Below are 24425 nucleotides of genomic sequence, written 5' to 3'. Positions count from 1 at the left end.
GAGTATTGAAGCTGATGATGCGGGAATACTTATACGCGTCGACAGGAAGAGAGAATCATGAGCAAGGACGAGGACGACCAGGAGACTAGGACCCTGGCCGATGCCGACGAACCCGGCGGCCAGCCTCCGCAGGAGGATAGCATGGGGACGGCCCAGGATGGTCTGCCTCCGGCCATAGAGCCGGTGGATGGTCAGGAGCCTGGAGGCGGTTCGGGCCCGGCAGGGAAGCCTCGCCCGAAGTGGCTGGTGCCGGTGATCGTCGTGGTGGTCGTGGCGGTGCTGGCTGTGGCGGGCCTGGCTGTTTGGAGGGTGTCCTCGAACAGGAGCCACGACCGGGCCTTGGCGCAGTGCTCCCGGCAGGTGCGCGCTGTGAAGGGGTCGGAGCAGCGGGCCGAGGCGGCCTCCTCCAGCTACCTTCAGGCCGTCGCCGTGAAAGAGGACCAGGTCAGGGACGCGGAGACCGTGAAGGACCTGGCCAAGGCCGTCGGGAAGGCCAAGCACACCCAAGTCCAGGCCTTCAGATGCGAGGCGTCCATGCCCGCAGGCGACCTGCAGGCCATGGCCGGCAAGGCGAAGAGGACCGACGACGTCTACCGGAGCCTGGACAAGGCGGCGAAAGCCGTGCTGGCCTCCCATGATGCGAAGAGCCTGGAGGATGCGAGGGCGGCCTTGGACGGGAAGAAGGACGAGGCGGCCAAGCTTTTGGGCGATTCCGACGGGAAGGTGGCGGACAACGCCGTCCGCGACAGCCTGCAGCAGGCCATCAGCCAGGCCGGCAGCGTCAAGGGCGACAAGGCGAAAGCCTACCAGGACGCGGCCGGCGCCCTCCAGTCGGCCATGGACCAGGTGAACACGTCCATCCAACAGAAAAACCAGGCCGACCAGGCCGCCCAACAGCAAGCACAGGCCGCCGCCCAGGCGGCGCCGGCGTCGGCCGCCCAGCAACGTTCGGCGCCCTCCAACAGCCCGGGGCGGCAAGGCTACACGCCCTCCCGCCAGCCCTCATACAACCACGGCAGCGGCTCCGCGCCAGCAGCACCCGCACCAGCAGCACCGCAAGAAGACACTTCAAACTGGCGCGAAAGACTGAAGAATCACAAACCATATGGAGAAGCCTGTAATTCGGCTGGAGTTTGTGGTATCGGCTAATGAAATATAAAGAATTTGCCGGCGGGACTGGTTGCTTTGGACGGTTCCCATCCCGCCGGCGTTACTTATGGGCGACCATAATGGCCGTCACCGGCTCCGCCGTCATCTGGATGCTGCTAGGAGGCGGCTTCCTCCTGGTCAGGACGATCCGCCGCGACGCCCAGGGCCGTGAGCACCTGTACGCCACGGTCGCCCAACCCGGTCTGGCCCACGCCCTTGGCAAGGACCACGATAATGACCAACGGGATAACCAGTTCCGCTGAGTATGCATGATCCGCGCCCTTGAAAGGGCGCGGACCCCCTGATTCCTCCCGCCCGGGGTTCGTCCTCTTCCCTCTCCCGGACGGGACCGACGGAAGTCCGGCGGCCTTCTGCCCCTTCACCAGGCCGCCGCCCGCTCCGTCCCCTATTCCAACAACAACTGTTCGCGGTCCAACAAAAGGTCCGCATGAAAGGACTATATCAATCATGATTGCATTGTTCGAGAACCGTCCCGCCCGGACGGACCTGATGCGTGGCGAGGACGCCATGCCCGACGCGACCCTGCGTGAATGCCTGCAACGGCCGTTCCGCCTGTATGCGCGCGCCCGGGGGCGGGCCAGCCGCAAGGAGGTCTGGGTGTTCAACATCTGGTACGCCTTCATGTCCGGCTGCCTGGGCGGCCTGTTCCACAGCGGCGCCCTGACCATCATCCCCCTGTTGTGGGGCCTGGCGTGCATCATCCCCTCCATCGCCCTGGAGATGCGGCGGCTGCACGACCTGCTCCTGCCCGGCTGGCTGGTGGTCGTGCCCTACCTGTTCAATATCCTGGCCATAATCCTCCTGGCCAACACGCTCATGGCCATGCTCGAAGGCGACGAGCCCAGGGGATCCATGGTCCCCGGCATGTTCATGCTCCTGGCCGCCGTGGTCTGCCAGCTGTTCATCCTGTGCTGGCCCTCCCGGTACAAGCCGGTCCAATACCCCAACAATCAAGCCATGCCCAACAACCAAGCCAACCAATGGTACGGGCAGCCCCGCTGACGGCATCCGCGCCGCGCCTGCCGAGGGCGCGGCGCGCCCCTTGAGCACTTCCTTCTCAGACTTCTTTGGTAACCTCCTACCTCTAGTTGCCTCTATTTCTCGGCCCGGCAGAGGCGCCACCCTCATCTCGGGGATGGCTGGACACGCCGGCTGACGGGCTCCTTCCCGCCGCCGATGCTTCATTCTTCCCGCCTGCGTCCTGGCCGACGCGGACGAGATGATGCGCGGGGAAGCGGACTTGATCCCCTCATCTCGGCTCCTCCGCTGTTACGCCGTCACGGATCCTCGTGGCGGACAAGCCGGGGCGGTCTCTTTTCCCCTTGCCGCCCCGGCGCATACTTCGATAGACAGCCAAACCTCACGGCGCTACATGTTCGGACAGCGAGCTGTCGGCGCAGGAAACCGGCGCGATTACAGGCATTCCGGCCCACCATGATGGCGGGTTCACCCCGCCTTGATATCGGCCCACAGCCGTCATCCGATTATCCTTCCCCGGTCTCCTCCCCCCCCCCTGATTTTCAAGGGAGGCCCATAGGGGCATCAGCAAAGCAACCCCTTCGACCCTGCCAACGCCTTTTCATGCATGGAGCCCGGAGAACAGCACGACGCTTCAGAGCCTACGCGGAAGCCTCCCATGAGTTCGGACGAGTGCCTGGGCAAGGTCCTCCACAAGATGGCGCACGAGTAAACGTGACCAACCCAGGAGGACGACGACCCCACCCGGCCCCGCGCGGTCGCATCGGCGTAGAGTCGGGTCCGTGGACATCCCCGGGGATCGCGTATGCCGATCGGGGAAGTCGCGTGACATCACATCCTATGGGATGGCAAGGTTCCGGGTATCTTAAGCTGGTGATGCGGGAACCCCTGTACGCGTCGACAGGAAGAAGGGATCATGAGCAAGGAAGAGGACGACCGGGAGACGAAGACCCTAACCGACATGAACGAATCCAACGACCAAGCGCAGGGGGAACATCCGGAGCCGGGCGGGGCCAGTCTGCCGCCAGCCATCGAACCCGAGAATGATCCGGGCCCGGCAGGGAAGCTCCGCCCGAGGTGGCTGGTGCCGGTGATCATCGTAGTGGTTGTGGCCGTATTGGGCGTTGGCCTCGGCCTGGCTGTTTGGAGGGTGTCCTCGAACAGGAGCCACGACCGGGCCTTGGCGCAGTGCTCCCGGCAGGTGCGCGCTGTGAAGGGGTCGGAGCAGCGGGCCGAGGCGGCCTCCTCCAGCTACCTTCAGGCCGCGGCGGTGAAGACGGATCAGGTCAAGGACGCGAAGACCGTGACGGATATGGCCAAGGCCGTCGGGAAGGCCAAGCACACCCAGGCCCAGGCCTTCAGATGCGAGGCGTCCATGCCCACAGACGACCTGCAGGCCATGGCCGGCAAGGCGAAGAAGATGGACGATGTTTATCGGAGCCTGGACAAGGCGTCGAAGGCGGTGCTGGCCTCCCGTGACGCGAAAAGCCTGGATGACGCCAGGAAGGCCTTGAACGCGAAGAAGGACGAGGCTTCAAAGCTTTTAAACGATTCGGACGGGAAGGTGGCGGACAACGCCGTCCGCGACAGCCTGCAGCAGGCCATCAGCCAGGCCGGCGGCATCAAAGGCGACAAGGCGAAAGCCTACCAGGACGCGGCCGGCGCCCTCCAGTCGGCCATCGACCAGGTGAACGCCTCCATCCAACAGAAGAACCAGGCCGACCAGGCCGCCCAACAGCCGACGCAACACGCGCAGGCCCAACAGGCTGCACCCTCCTATTCGGGTGGCGGTTACACGCCTTCATACAACCGTGGCGGTGGCGGATCCGCACCAGCACCCGCGCCGGCGCCGGCGCCGGCCGCACCCGTACCAGCAGCACCGCAAGGAGGGGGAAGTGGTGGATTCGATTGGAACCAATGGGTGCAGAATCACAAACCATATGGAGAAGCCTGTAATTCGGCTGGAGTTTGTGGTATCGGCTAATGAAATATAAAGAATTTGCCGGCGGGACTGGTTGCTTTGGACGGTTCCTATCCCGCTGGCGTTATTTGTGGGCGACCATTGAGGCCGTCCCCTTCATGATATCGGAAGGGAAACATAATGAAGTTACCAGGAGAGTTACGGATCCGGGTCGGCCGGCTCCGGCGTCTGGCTTCGGGCACGGTCCGCAAGGGCGTGGCCGTGGAGGGTGCCACGATGCTGGCCGGCGCGCCCATCGCGTTCGTCGGCGGCGGTGGGGCAGTTCCGACGGCGGTGGTGGTGTCATGGCCACCCAGGTCAGCTGGGCCTACAGGGATAACAATGACGGGGCGTTCGGCCCCGGCGGGGATCTGAACAGTGTCTACAATGCGTTTGCGCAGACGGGTGTGTCCATGCTGCCCGAGGGTGTCGCCCACGCGCAGGAGGCTTTGAACGAGGCCAACGGCAACTGTACGGTGCGTTTCAACGAGGCGCACCCCGACCAGGTCGGCCAGGCCCAGTGCCGTATGGTCTCCGTAGGCGTCATCACCGAACATGACCAGCAGTTCAACTGCGATGTCCACCATCAGAAGTCCGACTGGCTACAGGCATGGGCTGCGGGTCTCTAACCCCAACCCCCCGGGGGTTCTTTTACGCGGGCCGGCCGTGACCGGTCAGCCGGTTGCACCCCGTTTCTATGAGATTCATATTGTTACCCTCGTTTCGTGTCGACTACAGGTTCGCCCCATGTGAGTGGAAAACGGGGGTGTAACCGGGAAAGATCCGGAAGGAGAAGCATGAAGCTATCGAAGGCCCAGAACGATTGGGTGAAGCAGCTGGCCGCGGAGTCCACGTCGCGGGAGCGCGACGACTTGAAGCGCAAGGAGGAGAAGATGACAGGGGCTCACGTCGGCCCTGGCGGCATGGCGTGAATCCCCCGGGGAAGTGCGGCAGGCGTGCGCCAAGCACAAGGCCCGGCCCGTCGAAAGACGGTCCGACGGCGGCTTGCCCCCCTGCCCGGCCCCGTCAGGGAGCCGGGCTTTCTTCAGTGGACCCAGCGGGGTGAACCCCGGCCGAGGCGGCTTTGAACATGAGTTGGCCATCCGGTTCCACGGGTCGTCCCGCAAGGCGCCGACGACCCTTTGCTGTGCCTGCCCGTTTCGCACGTCGAGCCACAGCAGGGTCGCTTGCAGGGCGAGGACATTCGTATGAGCGTTCGGGTTGGTGGCGGCCACGGTGTCGAGAAGGGCCACGGCCTGTGTAACGTGCTCGGCCGGAGACCGGCGGGTGAGCGGAGCGGTGAACCCGCGTGCAGATCGGGACGCGACCGGCCGGTTGGTGGCGTGGCATGCTTTGGGCCACCACGTCCGCAGGGCGGGGCGTGAATCGGGACGCTCCGGTCTGGTGCGTGAGCGAGCACAGTGGCAGGATGGTGGGGTCAGGCCGATGGCGGCGACCCGCATCCGGATGGATGCGGACGCCCGGAGGGGTTGCCGCCGAGGCTTTGCCCCCGGCATCCGATGGCCAAGCCCCTTCATGGATCTGCCACATACGGGGGAAGGCCTCCGTGCCGAGTGTTTTGGTACGGAGACCTGTGGGTGTGTGTGGGTGTCAGGCGGCGGCTTGCTGCAGGTAGACGTTCATGGCCTTGCGGACCAGGGCCGACAGCGGGAGATGCTCCTTCGCGGCCTGGGCCTTGGCGCGCTTGTCCAGGTCCTCGGGTGTGCGGACCCTCCAGGTCGTCACCGTCCGGGTGCCCTCCTCGCTGCGGGGACGGCCCAAGGCCATGGTAGCCTCGAACTCCTCCGCGCTGATGGGCCCCGAAGAAGCCAGACAGCGTCGGGGCCTGCCGACCGGCCGGATCTCGCCCCGCTCGGCCATCCTGTCCAGCCTCTCGAGCCGTGCGCGATCCCGCTCCCCCAGCTCCATGGGGGTCGGATCCACCTTCAGATCACTCATGGTCTCCTCCTTCGGTATGCGTTTCAGATCCTCCACGGGTCCTGGGCCGTCATCGCATGGAAGATGTCGCCCTCCCCGCTGGTTGGCCGCAGTGTCGGCAAACACCTCAATGTAGTCCTGCTCCAAGGCGCCGGCGTGACGCGGCCCGACGAAGACGCACACCCGCCCGTCCTCGGCTCATTCGTCGATCACGACATGGGCGATGGCTTATGCCAACTTCTCGGGCTCGACCCCGTGCTTCAAGGCGTTCCGCAGTATTCTGACCCTGATTAAGGGGAACTACAAATATGTGCTACAAACAAGTCCCACAAGCGTGGAAGCCTCCCGGTCTTGCAACCAAGCGAATATTCCTGTTGCGTTTTTCTCCTCTCTTCAGAAAGCCGGCCAACCCCGCGCTGTGGAAGAATATGCACCCGAAGGATATGACCGCACCCTATCATCCAAGGCATGTACATCCCTGACGACGTCAGCCAGATACCCGACAACCACCCCGGTTACATTCCTGCGCAAGAGGACCGACTGAAGCGATTGAACCTTGCCCTGCATAAGCGCCTCGATACGGTCATCGACCAAGAAGCCGCCCCGACCTGCCGGATCCTGAGAAAAACGCCTTGCAAGCCTACATAGGCAGCTCAGGGAGGACCTGGTCGCCATCCGCTACGGGGCCAGGGAAAGCACGGTGAGAGATCTGGAAACCAAGTACTCGGTTTCCGACCCAAGCCGGCCATAATCTCTAACCATGTTGGATCTGCGCTTGTCAGCAGAATAGCGTGTCCTGCCTGTATACGTCGCTCTTGCCCGTTTAGTATCTTGTTGATCAGTGGTATGGGCGGCCCATAGGCCTCCAGGATCTTCTCGGGCTGCATCACACGCACCCCTTTATGGCTCCGGTATGAGAGCATGCCATCGACTGCCTGTCTGAGATCGTCGGCACTGTCATAGATGTAGGCCTGTGTCGTCGCCAGGGACTCGTGGCCAAGGAGCGACTGCAAGCCACATCCCCTGTGGCCTTCCACACGTCCGTGGCGAACCGTCATCTGAAGGAGTGAGGCGGCCGCTCCGTCGCCTCCTTAACCAGGGCATAAGCCGCACCATCAGGTCATACGTCCTGGCGGCTATGGCCTCGGATCTTCGCAGCCCCGCTTCATAGAACAGCCTGACCAGGAGCCGCACCCGGGGGTCAGCACGGTCCAAACCCCGGTCAACAGCCGCCTGCGGGGCGGGCTTCTGCTACTTGCATCGTCGTTTGACTGCGGGAACGCCATCCATCGGATTGACCTGTATGACGCCATCCCTGTACAGCCATCCATAGAAGGATCTCAGGGAGTTGACGCCAGATCTGATCGCGCTGGTTGAACCCCCCCCCCTGGTCAACCAGTCAAGGATGTCCTGGGTCTGTAAGTCTTCGGGGTTCATCCTGATGAAGATGGCGAACTGGGTCACGAGATACCACCAGTGCTCCACCGTGGCTGGAGTGTCTCCGTGAGCCCGTAGCGAGGCCACCCAATAGTCCGCTACTGACCCATCCGCTCGTCGTCTGCCTATGCTCAGGGAACTCCATGCCGGCTCTCCCTGCCCTAAACACGAAAAAAGCCGACACGGCCAGCAAATCACTATGGTGCGTCAATAAATGATTATTTATACAGGCCTTATAAGCCTGAAAGCAATGAGCACCACTCTTAACCCAATTTCAGGCCAGGTCATCCCATTCTTTTCTTCCTGCAACCTCTTAAGTCGTGGGTCGTGGGTTCGAGCCCCACGGGGGACACTTTGTGGAGCATGGGCTGCCGATTAAGTACTTAGAGCAGAAGCGGTGAGCAAGCAGAAGCAATAAGCAATATGTAGCCCGTGGTGTTGTCATGTCGGCGTTTGTGGCAGGGGATTGACGCATTCCCCCTCCCATAACTGTCGCTTGGCCTTGGCCAGGGAGGGAACGCCATGAAAGCGCTGGCGACCATTATGAATGTTCTGAGCCCTCTGGCTCAGCCCTCACAGTCTGTATGTGGACGAAGATTGGAGTCTGCAGCTTTGAACATGCCGGCCTTCATGCACGGTTCGCTCAATCACAATCGAATCTTTAGCGGATTTGCATCCTGCTGCTCCTAAATCTTTCTCACGCCTTCACTCGCAGTATCCCTTCTCAAGGCAAGCCACGAGAACAGCCCTCCGATGAGGGGAAGCCGGCTTTGCCGCATCGCCCTCGCGGCAGGCTGCAAGCCAAGAATACGGGTTCTGGGTCTGCCCACACAGGCGAAGAGCACACCAGAACCCCCCACCCACTGTCCATTGACTGCGTTTGACGGGTTCCGGGGGCCGCTGCCGCGCTTGTCTGATCGGGGAAATGGATGAGCGGGTACTGTAGAGCGCCTGTGGCTGTTCGATGGCACGACCGTCAAAGACCATGGCCGGATATGCCAGGACCGCATGGAGGACGCAGTGCATGCCCCGGAATCAGAGTCGGGCTTCATACAGACGGCCCGCCTGGCTGGGAGGCAAACACACGGGTAAACCCTGACGCAACATGCGGACCACGGCACGTCTTCTGAGCCAGCCCCTCAGGTATGTTGCGCGGGATATGGCGCAACGCCACCCGGCCGACGGGGGTCTATCGACCATGGAAGGTTGGATTACCCGCAGACCAATCCAACTGCCGGATATGGCCACAATCTAATAAACCAGCAAAAATTTAGTTATGTCCGAGCACTAATCATGGGGGGGGGGGGGTAGGGTATGGAGACCTGCATGTGCCATAGAGAACCACTGCGCGGTCAGCCAGCGGACAGCAGCGGCATATAAATAATGAGAACAACAATGTAGCCGACAGCCTGGTTCATCAGAAGACAGAAACAGTTGACCATGATATTCGGATGTATCTTGCACGGATATGGAGGCTGCCGATCAACCTCCGCCACGCCCTGCCCCAGTCTCCCACCATGTGGTCTCCTGACCTCAGCCGGAGACGACAACCTGCCCTGCAGAACCCATATGACCGGTTTGCTAGTGATGCCATGGACTCCTTCAGCTGCCAGTGTAAGGCGATTTGCCTTCAAGCCGGGTTGAAGCAATACCATTCAACCATCCAGGGAGAAAGGCTCACAAATGGCGAAGAATCGTTGGAAGGCCCTAGCCGCACTGGCGGTGGCCCTGCTGCTGGGTCTGGGACTCGGGGCTTTGATCTGCTATGCGGTCTTGGAACCATCTTCGGCACTGGACCAGACCAGAGTCAGGACCCAGGAAGGAGCCGCCATGCTGGGCGGGGATAAAGCCGGGCGGGCATACGCCAAACCGCGGCACATAGGAGCCGCAACCAAGAAGGTCTTCCTCAACGCCAGCCAGAATGTCGACGGGAACACCTCCTCCCTGGCCAAGGAACTGATGGGAGGTCAGGACTACAAACAGGTCAACCTGGCTGAACACCACATCCCTCAGGTCGGGCAGGGCGACGGGGATTTCAACCGTGTCTGGGAACAGCTCAAAGGAGCGGATGTGATTGTCATCGGCACGCCCGTCTACTGGTCCAACATGTCCGGATACCTGAAGACCTTCATCGACCACGTCGATGTCAACGACGATCTCAAAGGAGCCGACCTCTACCTGATCGTACAGGGGTCGGACAGCGACCAGACCAGGGCCATCAACTCCACTTACGGCACCTTGGACCGCGTGGCCAAACGGTTCGGGCTCAATCTCGTCGGCATCGCCCAGAACAAGGACCAGGCTCAACGCTTGCAGGCAGTCATGCTAGGAAAGTAGGCTGCGCCGATCAACGGCACGGCAAAGCTGAGTCTGCGAGGGACAGGCAGGCTGTGGCATCTGGTCATTGCCTTTCAACACTGGCCCCGGGCCGAACAAAGAAGAGTGACGAGGAAAGAAAAACCATGAACATGCTTATTCTTGCAGCATACGGACAGATAGCCCGCATCGTCGAAGACCGCATCCTGTCCGAACCGGAATTCAAAAATGTCACACTCACTCTGGGACTGAGAAAGAGCGACCGTCTCCGCAGGCTCGGGGCCAACCCCCGTGTGACCGTGGCCGAGGTCGACCTGGAAAACCGGAGAGACATCGATGCCGTCATGAAGGGACAGGACCTGGTTTTCGTGGACGTCGTCGACCACGACCCCGACAACGCCATGACCCGCAACGTGATAGCTTCCATGAAGGCCAATAAGGTGGGCCGCGTCATCTTCGCCAACGTCGCCGGCATCTATGGCGAGGTCCCGGGCGCCTTTGGCAGATGGAACGCGGAGATGGTCGGCAGGGGTCTGCCCACCGCCGCAGCCTCCGACCGCCTTCTGAGAGAATCAGGCCTCGACCACACCACCCTCCGCCTGTGCTGGCTGACGAACCGCGACGAGGTCCGATATGTCACCACAAAGCGGGACGAGACCTTCAAGGGGGTATCCGGATCCAGGAAGAGCGCAGCCGACCTGATCCTGCGTATCGTCAAGGACCCGGCCATCGGCGCGAATGACAGCCTAGGAATAGCTGACCCCACCACAGAAGGATCCGACCGGCCCGTCTACTGAGAGCGTCTTGGAGCCAGGACGAAGCACAACATCGGCTTGGAGGCGGCCACTTTAAAGGCACCATGACCAGGATATCCACATGATGGATGCCCCCTCAATCAGGTCACACAAACGCCTGTACAGTTCATAGCCCTCCTGAGGTCTCCATTAGGCCGATCCCTGTTCATCCCGCCCCGCCGGCACGTCATACCAGCAGGGGGGGGGGGGCAGCTCGCTGCCAGCGCTCGTGTCTGCCATACAAGTGCGAGGTTTGTGTTCCGGCCGCACACGAATCATTCGACCGGAATAGGCCATACGTTGCATATAGAGAACATGCGCTCATCGCAGCGCCGATGAACGACCAGAGGCATGCCCAGCCAAAGGCCTGCCTTCCCAAGCCGAAAAACACTCGGAAGAAGAAAGCGAAAGATGTGGGTATGACCGGCAGCACCCAAGGAAAAGCCCGTCAAGCGGTCAACTACTAATCAGGGTTGAATTTACTTGATCGCATCACATAGTAGGCCAGGGGCAGATTCTTTTGGAACTGCGTAGCGGCCCCTTTCCATCGGCTTTTAGTTACAGGCCGGGACCCGTATGTGCTCCCAGGGGAGAGGACCACCCTCCCCATCTCTCCGCCTCACGGCTGCACGCACTGGAATCATGGGAATTCAAGAGAATCAAATCGGGTTTGAGCCAGGACTGAGGAGAGAACAACTCAACGACGCACCAATGCGAAAGGACATCCATAGAATGCTGAGACCCGTTTATTCCCTATCTCAGGAATGCAAACGAGCAGGGTCAGGCATCCGGCCTGTGCGGACATGCCCGATTTGAGGCAAACGGCGGATGCATATACTGAACATGAGAAGGACCGCTCATCTGTCGGCCGAGCGGCCAGGAGCAGAAGAGCGGCTTCCACCCCACAGCAGGAGGAAATCGATGCAATCCACCACCCGAGAAGAGCAGCGTGCCGAGCTCCACAAGACCATATGGCGAATAGCCACCGAACTGCGGGGTTCTGTCGACGGGTGGGATTTCAAATCCTACGTGCTGGGTCTGCTCTTCTACAGGTTCATTTCGGAGAACCTGACTACCTATATAAACCAGGGGGAGCAAGAAGCGGGAGACCCTGGCTTTGATTACTCCCGGCTCCCCGACGACCAGGCGGAACTGGGGCGGGATGATACCGTGCAGGAAAAGGGCTTCTATATACTGCCCTCTGAGCTGTTCACCAACGTGCGTGCCCAGGCACCGCATGACGTGAACCTAAACGAGACCTTGGAGCGCGTGTTCAAACACATCGAAGGGTCAGCCGTGGGCACGGCCAGTGAGGACGACCTCAAGGGGCTCTTCGACGATCTTGATGTCAACAGCAACAAGCTAGGCCCGACGGTTGCAGACCGCAACAAGAAACTGGTCCGCCTGCTGGATGCCATAGGAGACATGCAACTGGGAATCAGCGAGGGAACGCAGATCGACACCTTCGGCGACGCCTACGAGTACCTGATGACCATGTATGCCTCGCAGGCCGGCAAGTCTGGTGGTGAGTTCTTCACCCCCCAGGAGGTCTCCGAGCTGCTGACCAGGATCGCCGTAGTGGGCAAGACCCGGGTCGACAAGGTATATGACCCGGCCTGTGGTTCAGGTTCCCTCCTGCTCCAGTTCGACAAGGTCCTGGGCAAGGAGAAGGTGGGTGGGTTCTACGGCCAGGAAATCAACCTGACCACCTACAACCTGGCCCGCATCAACATGTTCCTTCACGACATCAACTATGAGCAGTTCGACATCGCCCATGGAGACACCCTGACGGCACCGGCACACGGCGATGTGGAGCCATTCGAAGCCATCGTCTCCAACCCGCCCTACTCCATCCACTGGGAGGGCAAAAACAACCCCCTGCTCATCAACGATGAGCGGTTCTCCCCTGCCGGTGTGCTGGCCCCTCCCTCCAAGGCCGACCTGGCCTTCACCATGCACATCCTCTCCTGGCTGGCTGTGAACGGGACGGCGGCCATCGTCGAATTTCCTGGTGTGCTCTACCGTGGCGGGGCCGAGCGGAAGATCCGCAAGTACCTGATTGACAACAACTATGTCGACGCGGTGATCCAGCTGCCGCCCAATCTCTTCTTTGGCACCACGATTGCCACCTGCATCATCGTGCTCAAGAAGTCCAAGAAGGACAACGCCGTGCTCTTCATCGACGCATCCGACCAATTCATCCACTCGGGGAACAAGAACAAGCTCGATGGCAACAACCGCCAGCAGATTCTGGACTGGTTCACACAGCGCCAGGATGTGGAACACCGGACCAAACTGGTGCAGAACTCGGAAATCGGCGAGAACGAATACAACATCGCCGTCTCCAGCTACGTGCAACCCGAGGACACCAGTAAAAAGGTCGACATCCACGAGCTCAACCAACGCATCGAGGGCATTGTCAAACGCGAGCAAGAGCTGCGCACGCAGATTGACAGAATCATCGCCGATTTAGAAAACAAGTGATAGAAATTATCCGAGACTCGAGGGAAGATGCGAATAACAGAGGTACTCAGCATGGAGCATAATTCCAACGACCATGAAGTAGAAGGATTCCTTGGTAAGTCCCCGATTAAACCTGGAACATCTCGGAAAATAAGAGCTGGGAAAATAGGACGTAACTATTATTGTCCACAATGCAATTCCAACAGGACCTTCACTTCTACCGAAGAGCTGACCTGCCTATTCGAAAATGAACATCTTGTTAGCATTGACGCCATTTTAAGTTGCTCAATATGTCCGCGATATACTCCCACAAACGTTGAAGCCTGGTTTTTAATTGGTTGCCGAGACACGATCCTCTCCGCTTCTCCTACGGTGTATCTACTTCAATGCAGCGAAAGGCTTACTGGGGGTATCTGTTATCCGAGAGAACAGGGGGGAAAGTTTGCGGATCTTTTGGAGAAAGCGGACCGAGCATACAGCAACCGTCTCGGTGCCGGAGCGGTAATATATCTGAGGAAGATATTCGAGAAGGTCACATTTCAAACTGCCTCTGCATGCAACATCGACATAAAAAATCACAATAACAGAAGAAGGCCATTTAAAGATATACTTGAAGATGTAAATAGTATCCACCGTATAATACCAGAAGAGTTTTCTAGAAATGGTTATCGACTATTTGGTGATCTAAGCGATGTCATCCACGGTGACTTTGATGAGAATGTTGCACTCGTTAAATATGAAAATTTCAGACGCCTTGTTTGTGGGATCCTCGACAACATAAGCAATAGTGAAGAGCTATCTCAAGCGGTGACTGGATTGGGCTGGGACGACGAAGATGCAGCACATATTAATAATGAGCAATGAAATTATGTCTGAAAACAAAAACACAAAAACACAACTATCAAGACCAGTACCATTCTTACCTCTAGGGAAAGTTGCTGAAATCTGCAACGGCAAAACTGACAGACATCTAGCCGAAGGCAGTGTCCCTGTATATGGCAGCGGCGGCATAATGCGATACGTCAACAAAGCAGCTAATAGTGGCCCCGCTGTATTAGTCCCCCGTAAAGGCTCACTCGCAAACATTACATATGTTGATGGCCCATTCTGGACAGTAGACACAATTTTTTATACGCTCGCGAAAGATATTATAAAACCAAAATTTTTATATTACTATCTTCTCACACAACACATTGAAGATTTGAATCAAGCAGGCGGCGTGCCAAGCTTGACACAGGTTACATTGAAACGAATTCGCATTCCTGTACCTTCACTCAGAGTACAAGAAGAGATTGTACGGATCCTTGACTCATTCACCTCACTGGAAGCAGAACTGGAAGCAGAACTGGAAAGCAGAGAACAACAATACGGCTATTATCTCTACTCGTTGTTTAATTTTAGCGTCACTGTTCCTCGGGTTGCTTTGAATTCTGTTGCCGAAGTTCGTAGCGGATGGGGATTCCCGAAAGGCTATCAAGGAAGCAAACAAGGGAGCCTGCCTTTTTACAAGGTAAGTGATATGAATCTACCTTCGAACAAAATGGTTATGAAGAAGTCAAATAACTACATTTCAAGTGAAAATGCCCACGAACTTGGTATACATCCTGCGCCCGCAGGAACAGTGCTTTTCCCGAAAATTGGAGCTGCGATAGCCACAAATAAAAAAAGACTATTGGAATGCAAAGCTGCTTACGACAACAATGTCATGGGGCTTATTCCTAACGGCGACATCATCCTATCTGAGTACCTTTATTATTGGATGCAGACTATTGACTTGTTTTCATTAGCCCATGACTCAGGAGCTGTTCCATCCATACGGAAATCAGATGTTGAGAAGATGATTATTCCTCTCCCTGACATGTTGACGCAAAGAAGAATCATTCAGACGCTCAATAACTTTTCAAGCATGATTACTAGCCTGAATATCGGTCTACCCGCTGAAATCGAAGCGCGCCATAAGCAGTACGAGTACTACCGGGATCGTTTGTTGACCTTCAAGGAGCTGGGCCATGAGTGAAGCAGCAGCCTACACATTCAATCCAATCGCCCTCTCGTCCGAGAGTACGGTGGTTGCCGAATATAAGGCGCCCGAATCCGAACAGACGGAATACCAGTCGGAGGCTGACCTGGAAAAGTCCCTTATCTCACTGCTGGAATCCCAAGCTTATGAGTATCTGCCCATCCATGCCGAGGCCGACCTGATCGACAACCTACGTGCCCAGCTCGAAGAGCTCAACCATATGACCTTCACTGATGAGGAATGGGGACGATTCTTCAAGCACAGCATCGCTGACAGCAACGACGGCATCAGGGAGAAGACCATCCGCATTCAACGGGACAGCGTCCAGGTGCTCCGCCGTGATGACGGCTCCACCAAGAACGTCATGCTGATCGACAAGAAGGATATACACAACAACAGTCTTCAGGTCATCAACCAGTATGTGGTGCCAGGCAGGACCGAGGGAGGCACGGCCAGGTATTCCAACCGCTATGACGTGACCATCCTGGTCAACGGTCTGCCCATGGTTCATGTGGAACTGAAGCGACGCGGCGTGGACCTGCGCGAGGCCTTCAACCAGATCGACCGTTACCAGCGCGACTCCTTCTGGGCGGACTCCGGGCTTTTCGAGTACATCCAGCTCTTTGTCATCAGCAATGGCACCCTGACCAAGTACTACTCCAACACCACCCGCCAGCAGCATATCGACGAAACCGTCAAGCAGCGGAAGACCGTAGGGAGCCAGGCATCCAACAGCTTCGAGTTCACCAGTTGGTGGGCCGATGCCGCCAACAAGCCGATCATGGACCTGATGGCCTTCACCAGGACCTTCTTCGCCAAGCACACGATTCTGAACATCCTGACCCGGTACTGCGTGCTGACGGCAGACGATACCCTGATGGTGATGCGTCCCTACCAGATTGTGGCCACCGAGCGCATCCTCCAGCGCATCCTCGTCTCCAGCAACGCCCATCAATTAGGCACGGTCAAGGCGGGCGGATACATCTGGCACACGACCGGATCAGGCAAGACCCTGACCAGCTTCAAGACCGCACAGCTAGCAACCCAAATGGAGGATGTCGACAAGGTTCTCTTCGTGGTCGACCGCAAGGACCTGGACTACCAGACCATGCGTGAGTATGACCGCTTCCAGAAGGGTGCCGCCAATTCCAACACCTCAACCAGGGTGCTGAAGCGGCAGCTGGAAGATCCCGGGGCACGGATCATCATCACCACCATCCAAAAGCTGTCCACCTTCATTCATGCCAACCCCGGCCACCCTGTATATGAGAAGCATGTGGTCATCATCTTCGACGAGTGCCACCGATCCCAGTTCGGTGACATGCATACCATGATCACCCGCTCCTTCAAGCGCTATAACCTCTTTGGTTTCACAGGAACACCCATCTTCGCAAGGAACGCCGGCAGCGGCAAGAATCCCAAACTCAGGACCACTGAACAGGCCTTTGGGGACAAGCTGCACACCTACACGATCGTGGATGCCATCAACGACAAGAACGTTCTCCCCTTCCGCATCGACTATGTAGACAGCCTGGGTGAGAACAACACTATCGACCCCACTGCCACCGTCCATGGCATCGATACCGAAAAGGCCCTCTTATCTAACCGTCGTATCTATCAGATCGTCAAATACACTCTCGAGCATTTTGCGCAGAAGACCCGGAGACTCGACTCCTACCAGCAATCGGTTGTTACCAACGTCCGTGATGTGATCTCATCACGGCGCAAGGTCGAGGAAGTCAAGCAATCTCGCCGCGTGCATGGATTCAACGCCCTCTTTGCCACCGCCTCGATTGAAGCCGCCAAGCGGTACTATATCGAGTTCCAACATCAGCAGGCCGATCTGGTCCCCGATGAAAGACTGAAGATCGGTCTCATATACTCCTACGCCCCCAACGGACCACAGACTGACGGAATACTGGATGACGAGGATTTCAGCACCCAGGACCTGCATAAGGATGATCGGGACTTCCTCGAAGATGTGATCGACGATTACAACCATATGTTCGGGACCAGCTACGACACCAGTGCCGAGAAGTTCCAGAACTACTACAAGGATCTCTCCATGCGGCTCAAGAACCGTGAGATCGACATGGTGATCGTGGTCAACATGTTCCTGACGGGGTTCGATGCGAAAACCCTGAACACCCTGTTCGTGGACAAGAACCTGAGGATGCACGGACTCCTCCAAGCCTTCTCAAGGACCAACCGCATCCTCAACTCGGTCAAGACCTACGGCAACATCGTCTCCTTCAGAAACCTGGAGCAGGAGACCAATGAGGCTCTGGAACTGTTCGGGAACAAGGAAGCATGCGGGATCGTCCTGCTCAAACCCTACCGGCAGTACCACAAGGAGTATGCAGACAAGGTTGCCGAACTGCTTGATTCCTACCCCATCGGTCAACCCATCTCTGGAGAACAGGCACAGAAGGACTTCATAACCCTCTTCGGGAACATCCTCAGGTTGCAGAACATCCTCAACAGCTTCGATGACTTCGCAGGCAACGAGATCCTGTCCGAGCGCCAGAGCCAGGATTATCGCAGCATCTACCTGGATCTGTATGCCGAGTACCGGAAGGCCGGGGAGGCCGACAAGGAGAACATCAATGATGATCTGACCTTCGAGATCGAACTGGTCAAACAGGTTGAGATCAATGTCGACTATATCCTGATGCTGGTGGAGCAGTACCGTCAGAAGCATGGCAACGGCGAGGACAAGGAGATCCGCACGGAGATCAACAAGGCTGTCTCGGCAAGCCCCTCCCTGCGCAACAAGAAGGACCTGATTGACGACTTCGTCAACACGGTTTCAATGAAGGGAACCGTGGATGACCAGTGGCGGGAGTTCATCGACCATAGACGCGATGAGGAATTACAGACCATCATCAGGGAGGAAGGACTCAAACCCCAGCCGACTGAACGGTTCATGGACGAGGCATTCCGCAATGGGACACTGCAGACCGGCGGCACAACGATCGCTACCATTCTTCCACCTGTGTCCAGGTTCATCCCGCAAGGCGGTCATGGCGAAAAGAAACAGCAGGTGATCGACAGGCTCTCTGAATTCTTCGGAAGATTCAGAGGATTGGGAGAAAACCAGGTCTAGTCCTTTCAAACGCGGTGGGTTCCGCTAGATAGGCCAGGAACGATCGCACACTGATTTTGTGACACCGTCACCTCTTATTGCCTTAAGAGTTTCAGCGTTCCATTATCCGATCGAGGTTCATGACATTGCCCAGACGCACAAGCTTGAGAAATACGAGCAGACCTATGCCTTTCTAGACATCTGTTATGGCCAACTCACGATTCAGCCCCGCACACAGGCAATTCTTCAATATCGCTCAGTACCGGATAGCCGTAATCTATCTTTTTCATGCCCATTGCCTGGATGGCTTTCTGCAAAGCCCCCTTTAGCCGCAGTTGTTAAAAACGGCTGAGTCGCTTCTTCATCAAAATTCTGCTCATATCCACTATCTTCCGGTTCAAGAAACCCGTCTGCCCCTGCAATTCATGCACCCTGGCCTCAAGCGCTTCAATGCCGGTAGAGCATCTCCTAGCAGTGCGGAACGGTTGAGTCGCCCCCATGCATGAGCCAGGTCATGCCGGTCGCCAGCAATTACTCTCACGAGACCTTGCCAGGGGACGAAAGCCAACCAAACCAAATTATTGCTCGTACAGTCCCGATGCCCCTTCAACGTGCGCCCTATCGCACGATCCTCCACATCTCGCAATACCGACGTACGGATGTATGGGCCTCGCTTTTCCCGACATCTGCTTGATTCTTATGTTCGCCTCCGCCTGCACTGAGCCATTCAACCGCCCTCCAGAAGGGAAAGGCCAGAGCAGAGTCTGGATGCGTGCAAGGCTTGAGAATGCTGGCATCAGTAGAGCAGAAGGACGGGCGGCGGCCGTTGACTTCCTGTAGGACATCACACTCGACCTGGGCACTTTGATCATTGAAATCGCCTGACGTGCATACCGTCCGACCTTGGGCAATCCGCAGCTATCGATTACGCAACATGCGTGCTGCTATGCCTAGCCAGGCAACAGGCGAATCCACCCTCCCGAGCACGGCATTGGCCCCGGCAAGCGGCAGTTCCAAACTGCGTGAATATTGAGTGATGAATGCCTATGCCTGGCCAGTCCCTGCCTACCAAAGAATTCATGCACTCCTGTTTACACGGACAGGGCTCAGGGGCAAATCCTGGGTCCGGTTCTCTCAACCAGCAGTTCGGAAGGTCAGTCCTCGTCCTCAGCCACGCGAGAGTGGCTGTAGATCATCTTCATGGAGCAGATGAAGAGCACCATGCCAGCGAGGATGATCACGCCGCCGATCATGAAGACGTTGGCGTAGGTGGAGGCCAGACCGGCCTTGGTGCCGGCCAGGCTGCCCGAACCCATGGAACCGTTGGCCATCAGCTGGCCGAAGAGCGAAACGCCGATGGAGCCGGTGATGGCCTGCAGAAGATCATTGAATCCCAATACGCGTCCGGACTCCTCGGGCTCCACAGTCAAAGTCGCGGTGTCGACGATGGGCTGGTAGAAGAAAGAGGTGCCGAAGTAGTAGATGAACCTCTGGGTCCCCTTGTCGCCTGTCAGGTTGATGGTGACATTCCGCCCATCGTCTGAGGCGCTATAGGGGTGGCCTCCGAATGCCCAGATCATGGATTTGAAGAAGCCTGCATCGCCCGCGTCGGCCTCGATGTACGAACCAGCTGCATTGATCTTCCTAGCAGCTTCGCAATATTCATCCCAGGTCCTCGGAGGCTCCCCCACTCCCGCCCTGTCGAGAACCTCCTTGTTGCAGAACAGAGCCATTGGGCCGGGGTCCATGGGCAGACCGTAGATGCCGCCGCTGATGGCCTACGAAGACCAAGTGCCTCTGGCATAGTCCTTGCTGATACCCTTTACAATTTTTTATCTGGTACTCAGGAAGGTCCTCGTAGCTGAATTGCGCGGCATCAGGCAAGCCGGAGCCTGCGGCAGCAGCGTTGTTCAGCGATTTGCACTGATCGTTGCCGACGACGGCTGCAGAGGTGCACTTTTAGCGGCCATGGCTCTCTTGAATGCGGGTGCAAGGAGGGCACGGCACTTCGCTCGCCCTGGCGACACCCTCGGACTGGGAGAGTGTTGGTGCGCGTGGTACGGTGATAGGCACGGCCGGGCTGTCCCCGGCGCGCGGCCACAGCCCGGCCAGGGGGGGTCCAGGGCATGGTTGCGACTCTGCGGAAAAGAGGGTTTTTCTATTATGCGTCAGCGTCCGAGCTTGGCGGCCGCCGCTCTGGCCATCCTCCTGGCCCTGTCTTGCGCTCCTGCCCTGGCCGGAGGATTCAGCAGCCCATCGGAAGCAGCCACACCCGCCACCCTGGGAAACGCCAGGCAGGAAGAATACAAGCCCCCCCGCGCGGATAGCCGACAGTTCGATGCCGCTGGCAGCACGCTGACCGCAGCCCCGTCATCATCCCCGCTGGCCACGTCCTCGCCCCTGAGCCACACGACCCCGACACCTGCATCACCCACGCGCGGCACTTCCGGCGATACTGCCACAGCTCAGGCCCGGTCCTCCGCAGTCTGGACGGTCAGCTTCGACACGGCAGGCGGCGGCAGCGTCGACCAGCAGACCATCCCCGACGGGGGCCAGGCCAGCCGGCCCAGCCCCGACCCGTCCAGGGGCGGGTATGTGTTCGACGGCTGGTTCCAAGGCGACATCGCCTACGACTTCACCCAGCCCGTCACCGACAGCATCACTCTCACCGCCCGATGGACCAAGGCAGACACCCAGCATTGGGCCATCAGCCCCACCCAAGGGCCCGCAGCCGGAGGCGCCAAGTTCACCCTCACCCCGCCCGCACAGCGCGGCATCAAATTCAGCCAGGCCAGCCTAGGCTACATGCATTCCGCTGCGATCGGCTCCGACGGCAACCTGTACACCTGGGGAAGAAACTTTGAAGGCCAGCTGGGCGACGGCACCAACACCGACCGGACAAGGCCAGTCCAAGTTGAAAAGCCCCAAGGCGCACCCGACGGATTCACATGGACACAAGTCAGCCTAGGCGACTATTATTCTGTGGCCATGGGCTCGGACGGGCAGCTCTACGCCTGGGGAAGCAACAACTACGGCCAGCTGGGCGACGGCACCAACACCGACCGGACAAGGCCAGTCCAAGTTGAAAAGCCCCAAGGCACATCCGACGGATTCACATGGACACAAGTCGACATTGGCTGGTATCATTCCGCAGGCATCGGCTCGGACGGCAACCTGTACACCTGGGGATGGAACTATTACGGCCAGCTGGGCGACGGCACCACCACCGACCGAAACACGCCGACCCTGGTCGGCAAACCCCAAGGCGCACCCGACGGATTCACATGGAAACAAGTCAGCCTGGGCGGCCGCCATTCCGGGGCCATAGGCTCGGACAACAACCTCTACACCTGGGGGTGGAACAGCAATGGTCAGCTGGGCGACGGCACCACCACCGACCGAAACAGGCCGGGCGTGGTCGACAAGCCCCAAGGCGCATCCGACGGGTTCACCTGGACACAAGCCAGCCTAGGCGGCTGGCACTCTGCGGCCATAGGCTCCGATGGCCGCCTCTATGCTTGCGGATTGAACTTCAACGGGCAGCTGGGCGACGGCACCACCACCGACAGCTACAGGCCGGTCCAGGTCGTTAACCCCGCAGGCGCGCCCGCCGGGTTCACCTGGGAACAAGCCAGCCTAGGCAACTCTCATTCCTCAGCGTTCGGCTCGGACGGCCAGCTCTACACCTGGGGATGGAACCAGTACGGGCAGCTGGGCGACGGCACCACCACCGACAGGAGCACGCCGACCCTGGTCGGCAAGCCCCAAGGCGCGCCCGCCGGGTTCACCTGGAAATACGCGATCCTAGGCAGGTATCATTCCGCAGCGTTCGGCTCGGACGGCAACCTGTACACCTGGGGCGAGAACAACCCTGGCCAGCTCGGACGTGACGTCACCGAAGCCACGCCACAGGGCAGGCCGGGCGTGGTCGTCTTCCCTGGCGCCGCCACGCCCACCAGTGTCCTGTTCGGCCAGGCCAAGGCCATGGGGGGGATCACGCCAAACCCTGACGGCACCTGGCAGGCGACCACGCCCGAGCATGCCCCGGGAGCCGTGGACGTGACCATCGTCTGGAACAGGAACGGGCCCCAGCCGGACGCGCACCTGCAATACACATATATCGCCCCCAAATACCAGGTCGGCTTCACCTCCAAGGACAGCTCCTGCCCCGCCCCCACGGGCATGCCCCCCAGCCAGGCCGTCACCCAGGACGGGCAGGCGGAACGCCCCCAGCCGGACCCGAAGGCCGACGGCTGCCTGTTCGACGGCTGGTTCCAGGACAATGTGGCCTACGACTTCACCCAGCCCGTCACCGGGAAAGTCACCCTGACCGCCCGGTGGACCAGGACGGACACGCAGCACTGGACCATCAGCCCCGCCCAAGGACCCGAGGCCGGCGGCACCAAGCTAACCCTGACCCCGCCCGCACAGCGAGGCATCAGATTCAGCCAGACCAGCCTCGGCAGCAGCCATTCCGCAGGCATCGGATCCGACGGCAACCTGTACACCTGGGGAAGCAACAGCAGCGGCCAGCTGGGCGACGGCACCACCAGCAGCCGCAGCACGCCGGTCCAGATCGGCAAGCCCCAAGGCGCTCCCGACGGGTTCACCTGGAAACAGGTCAACCTGGGCGACCAGCATTCCGCGGCCATCGGATCCGACGGCAACCTGTACACCTGGGGAAGCAACAGCAGCGGCCAGCTGGGCGACGGCACCACCACCCGCAGCCAGAACAGGCCAGTCAAGGTCGGCAAGCCCCAAGGCGCGCCAGACGGGTTCACCTGGACGCAGGTCAGCCTGGGCGACCAGCATTCCGCGGCCATCGGATCCGACGGCAACCTCTACACCTGGGGAAGCAACAGCAGCGGCCAGCTGGGCGACGGCACCACCAGCAGCCAAGCAAAGCCAGTCCTGGTCGGCAAGCCCCAAGGCGCTCCCGACGGGTTCACCTGGAAACAGGTCAGCCTGGGCGACCAGCATTCCGCGGCGATCGGCTCCGACGGCAACCTGTACACCTGGGGGTACAACTTCAACGGCCAGCTGGGCGACGGCACCACCAGCAGCAGGGGCACGCCGACCCTGATCCGAAAGCCCCAAGGCGCTCCCGACGGGTTCGCCTGGACGCAGGTCAGCCTGGGCTTCAACCATTCCGCAGCATTAGGCTCCGACGGCCAGCTCTACACCTGGGGAGGCAACCACTACGGCCAGCTGGGCGACGGCACCCAGGTCGACAAGCACACGCCGACCCAGGTCGGCAAGCCCACAGGCGCGCCAGACGGGTTCACCTGGACACAGGCCAGCCTAGGCAGGTGGTATTCCGCGGCGATCGGCTCCGACGGCAGCCTCTGCATTTGGGGAAGCAACGGCGACGGCCAGCTGGGCGACGGCACCACCACCAGCAGCCAGAACAGGCCAGTCAAGGTCGGCAGGCCCCAAGGCGCTCCCGACGGGTTCGCCTGGACGCAGGTCAGCCTGGGCTTCAACCATTCCGCAGCATTAGGCTCCGACGGCCAGCTCTACACCTGGGGATACAACGGCACCGGCCAGCTGGGGCGCGAGCCCGCTGAAGCCTGGCCGGCCAGCCGGCCAGGACCGGTCGGCTTCCCCGGGAAACCGCAAGCCACCAGCATCTGCTTCGACCAAACCCGGTGGCGAGGCGTCTGCTCCGCCGCCGGCAAAAACCTGGCGCCCAACCCCGACGGCACCTGGAACGCCACCACGCCCGCCTACACGCCAGGCCCGGTCCCCGCAGCCATCGACTGGACCCAGGACGGCGTACCACAGGAAACCGACACAAGCAACACCTACCGGTACCTGTCCATCGCCAGCCTGCCCCTGACCGGAGGAAACGGCATGCTCCTCCTGCTCGCCACAGGACTGCTCGCCGCAGGAGCCGCCGCAGCCGCCAAAAACCGACGACAACAAACCCAAACACACACTTCACACGAGTAAGCAGCCCGGGCCACACCCCCAACAGGACCCAGGCCAACAGGCGGCCCCGCCACCCCCAACACGACGGGGCCGCCACCACACCCATCAACCCTACAAACCACAACCAGACCCCAGTCGGACCAACCACACACCGCCAGCAAACAACCACACAACAAACACAATCAATGCCACCAAGATGCAAACCTAGGCTTCAAGATAAGATTTCCGACAAACCACAGTTTGAGTCAAATAGCACCCATCGCTCCTGAATGATTCGATATGCAAGACCTTGGCGACTGCAGGGGCGCCAAAACCGTCGACAGCGCAGATGCA

General features: G+C 59.4%; 16 protein-coding genes. 14 read left to right on the top strand and 2 right to left on the bottom strand.

Annotated features, from left to right (window positions below; translation table 11 throughout):
- Positions 1–57 precede the first annotated feature (57 nt).
- The 6 genes from J3T93_RS06370 to J3T93_RS06345 all read left to right on the top strand — a co-directional run bounded on the left by J3T93_RS06370 (position 58) and on the right by J3T93_RS06345 (position 5040).
- Entirely contained in the window at positions 58–1149 is a 1092-nt protein-coding gene (locus J3T93_RS06370; protein ID WP_267431006.1) for a hypothetical protein, read from the top strand.
- Positions 1150–1229: 80 nt separating this feature from the next.
- A complete protein-coding gene (locus J3T93_RS06365) occupies positions 1230–1412 on the top strand; it encodes a hypothetical protein (protein WP_267431005.1) in 183 nt (60 codons plus the stop codon).
- Positions 1413–1617: 205 nt separating this feature from the next.
- On the top strand, positions 1618–2172 hold the full coding sequence (locus J3T93_RS06360) for a DUF805 domain-containing protein (RefSeq protein WP_267431004.1): 555 nt from the start codon (positions 1618–1620) through the stop codon (positions 2170–2172).
- Between the two features lie 892 nt (positions 2173–3064).
- Positions 3065–4132, top strand: a complete 1068-nt coding sequence (locus J3T93_RS06355; protein ID WP_267431003.1) for a hypothetical protein — start codon at positions 3065–3067, stop codon at positions 4130–4132.
- 281 nt (positions 4133–4413) lie between these two features.
- Positions 4414–4737, top strand: coding sequence for a hypothetical protein (locus J3T93_RS06350; RefSeq protein WP_267399194.1), 324 nt, complete (start codon positions 4414–4416; stop codon positions 4735–4737).
- Positions 4738–4905: 168 nt separating this feature from the next.
- Complete coding sequence (locus J3T93_RS06345) at positions 4906–5040, top strand: hypothetical protein (RefSeq protein ID WP_267399193.1); 135 nt, start codon at positions 4906–4908, stop codon at positions 5038–5040.
- A gap of 679 nt (positions 5041–5719) precedes the next feature.
- On the opposite strand, the gene J3T93_RS06340 is transcribed toward J3T93_RS06345, so the two are convergent.
- Positions 5720–6229: a hypothetical protein gene (locus tag J3T93_RS06340; RefSeq protein ID WP_267399192.1), complete on the bottom strand. Its 510-nt coding sequence runs from the start codon at positions 6227–6229 to the stop codon at positions 5720–5722.
- Between the two features lie 285 nt (positions 6230–6514).
- Here J3T93_RS06340 and J3T93_RS06335 point away from each other — a divergent pair, with 285 nt between their 5' ends.
- From J3T93_RS06335 to J3T93_RS06305, 7 genes are all read left to right on the top strand, one after another.
- The gene (locus J3T93_RS06335) at positions 6515–6694 is read left to right on the top strand and encodes a hypothetical protein (protein WP_267431001.1); all 180 of its coding nucleotides are present in this window, start codon (positions 6515–6517) and stop codon (positions 6692–6694) included.
- A gap of 2472 nt (positions 6695–9166) precedes the next feature.
- Positions 9167–9820, top strand: a complete 654-nt coding sequence (locus J3T93_RS06330; RefSeq protein ID WP_267399190.1) for a flavodoxin family protein — start codon at positions 9167–9169, stop codon at positions 9818–9820.
- A gap of 125 nt (positions 9821–9945) precedes the next feature.
- Positions 9946–10596 carry an NAD(P)H-binding protein gene (locus tag J3T93_RS06325; RefSeq protein WP_267399189.1) on the top strand — a complete coding sequence of 217 codons (651 nt, stop codon included), beginning with the start codon at positions 9946–9948 and terminating at the stop codon, positions 10594–10596.
- A 918-nt stretch (positions 10597–11514) separates the two neighbouring features.
- A complete protein-coding gene (locus J3T93_RS06320) occupies positions 11515–13077 on the top strand; it encodes a type I restriction-modification system subunit M (protein WP_267431000.1) in 1563 nt (520 codons plus the stop codon).
- A gap of 51 nt (positions 13078–13128) precedes the next feature.
- Positions 13129–13920 (top strand): hypothetical protein, encoded by a 792-nt coding sequence (locus J3T93_RS06315; RefSeq protein WP_267430999.1) that lies wholly within the window; start codon positions 13129–13131, stop codon positions 13918–13920.
- Between the two features lie 4 nt (positions 13921–13924).
- Complete coding sequence (locus J3T93_RS06310; protein WP_267430998.1) at positions 13925–15073, top strand: restriction endonuclease subunit S; 1149 nt, start codon at positions 13925–13927, stop codon at positions 15071–15073.
- Positions 15066–18182, top strand: coding sequence for a type I restriction endonuclease subunit R (locus tag J3T93_RS06305; protein ID WP_267430997.1), 3117 nt, complete (start codon positions 15066–15068; stop codon positions 18180–18182). The genes J3T93_RS06310 and J3T93_RS06305 overlap by 8 nt, the downstream gene beginning before the upstream one ends.
- Positions 18183–19315: 1133 nt before the next feature.
- On the opposite strand, the gene J3T93_RS10040 is transcribed toward J3T93_RS06305, so the two are convergent.
- Positions 19316–19915, bottom strand: a complete 600-nt coding sequence (locus J3T93_RS10040; RefSeq protein ID WP_416378833.1) for an extracellular solute-binding protein — start codon at positions 19913–19915, stop codon at positions 19316–19318.
- Between the two features lie 409 nt (positions 19916–20324).
- Here J3T93_RS10040 and J3T93_RS06295 point away from each other — a divergent pair, with 409 nt between their 5' ends.
- Positions 20325–24113, top strand: coding sequence for an InlB B-repeat-containing protein (locus J3T93_RS06295; RefSeq protein WP_267430995.1), 3789 nt, complete (start codon positions 20325–20327; stop codon positions 24111–24113).
- Positions 24114–24425 lie beyond the last annotated feature (312 nt).

It is taken from the genome of Bifidobacterium sp. B4111 (assembly GCF_026537235.1).
Taxonomy (GTDB): Bacteria; Actinomycetota; Actinomycetes; order Actinomycetales; family Bifidobacteriaceae; genus Bombiscardovia.
This window is presented reverse-complemented; position numbering and strand designations above follow the sequence as displayed.

Coding starts and splice junctions, on each gene's coding strand:
- J3T93_RS06370 (WP_267431006.1), top strand. CDS start 58: ATGAGCAAGGACGAGGACGACCAGGAGACTAGGACCCTGGCCGATGCC.
- J3T93_RS06365 (WP_267431005.1), top strand. CDS start 1,230: ATGGCCGTCACCGGCTCCGCCGTCATCTGGATGCTGCTAGGAGGCGGC.
- J3T93_RS06360 (WP_267431004.1), top strand. CDS start 1,618: ATGATTGCATTGTTCGAGAACCGTCCCGCCCGGACGGACCTGATGCGT.
- J3T93_RS06355 (WP_267431003.1), top strand. CDS start 3,065: ATGAGCAAGGAAGAGGACGACCGGGAGACGAAGACCCTAACCGACATG.
- J3T93_RS06350 (WP_267399194.1), top strand. CDS start 4,414: ATGGCCACCCAGGTCAGCTGGGCCTACAGGGATAACAATGACGGGGCG.
- J3T93_RS06345 (WP_267399193.1), top strand. CDS start 4,906: ATGAAGCTATCGAAGGCCCAGAACGATTGGGTGAAGCAGCTGGCCGCG.
- J3T93_RS06335 (WP_267431001.1), top strand. CDS start 6,515: ATGTACATCCCTGACGACGTCAGCCAGATACCCGACAACCACCCCGGT.
- J3T93_RS06330 (WP_267399190.1), top strand. CDS start 9,167: ATGGCGAAGAATCGTTGGAAGGCCCTAGCCGCACTGGCGGTGGCCCTG.
- J3T93_RS06325 (WP_267399189.1), top strand. CDS start 9,946: ATGAACATGCTTATTCTTGCAGCATACGGACAGATAGCCCGCATCGTC.
- J3T93_RS06320 (WP_267431000.1), top strand. CDS start 11,515: ATGCAATCCACCACCCGAGAAGAGCAGCGTGCCGAGCTCCACAAGACC.
- J3T93_RS06315 (WP_267430999.1), top strand. CDS start 13,129: ATGGAGCATAATTCCAACGACCATGAAGTAGAAGGATTCCTTGGTAAG.
- J3T93_RS06310 (WP_267430998.1), top strand. CDS start 13,925: ATGTCTGAAAACAAAAACACAAAAACACAACTATCAAGACCAGTACCA.
- J3T93_RS06305 (WP_267430997.1), top strand. CDS start 15,066: ATGAGTGAAGCAGCAGCCTACACATTCAATCCAATCGCCCTCTCGTCC.
- J3T93_RS06295 (WP_267430995.1), top strand. CDS start 20,325: ATGCGTCAGCGTCCGAGCTTGGCGGCCGCCGCTCTGGCCATCCTCCTG.